Here is a 589-nt window from a genome sequence, read left to right on the forward strand (position 1 = left end):
CCCCCGGAAGCCCGCGCCGCCGATGGCGGCCCCTGGGGCACCCGGCTACCTTGCCGCCCTCCCCGCCCCGCCGCCCCCGCGGCGACCTCAGCCGACGTAGCTCAGCTGGTAGAGCAGCTGATTCGTAATCAGCAGGTCACCGGTTCGAATCCGGTCGTCGGCTCCATGTTTTCGCGGTGTTATCGGAGTTACTCCGACGTCTGAGGGGGGCAGGTAAGCGCTAGGTAAGCAGGCGAAGCAAGCACTCGTCCATCGATCCTTGCGGAGCCGGGCACTCCCATCGCCTAGGCGCCCCAGAAGAGGGCTCTCACTGTGGCTGGTGCTGAGTCGCAGCTCCGATCCTTAGGGTGGACGGAGAAGTGTCTCGCCTTCATCGACTTCCTGGGGTTCAAGAACCTCGTGGACGAGGTAGAGCGGGATGCCGCCATGGCACGTGCGCTGGTGGAGAATCTGCGTGCTCCGTATCAGCTTGCTCGACACCTCGCCCCCTTCTTCGACCGCCCTGGGATCGACGTCAGGCCGAAGATCAGGAGCTTCTCGGATCTTATAGTGTTCTCAGCAGAGACACCGCTCTGGGTCGCAGACCTTG

At 64.0% G+C, this 589-nt stretch carries 1 protein-coding gene and 1 tRNA gene; both read left to right on the forward strand.

Annotation, left to right across the window (positions count from 1 at the left end; genetic code table 11):
• Positions 1 to 90 precede the first annotated feature (90 nt).
• Positions 91 to 166, forward strand: a tRNA-Thr gene (locus L6Q96_23440).
• 146 nt (positions 167 to 312) lie between these two features.
• Positions 313 to 589, forward strand: a 277-nt coding sequence (locus L6Q96_23445; protein MCK6557502.1) for a hypothetical protein, incomplete at its 3' end; no start/stop codon positions are given.

Source organism: Candidatus Binatia bacterium (assembly GCA_023150935.1).
Taxonomy (GTDB): Bacteria; Desulfobacterota; Binatia; order HRBIN30; family HRBIN30; genus JAKLJW01.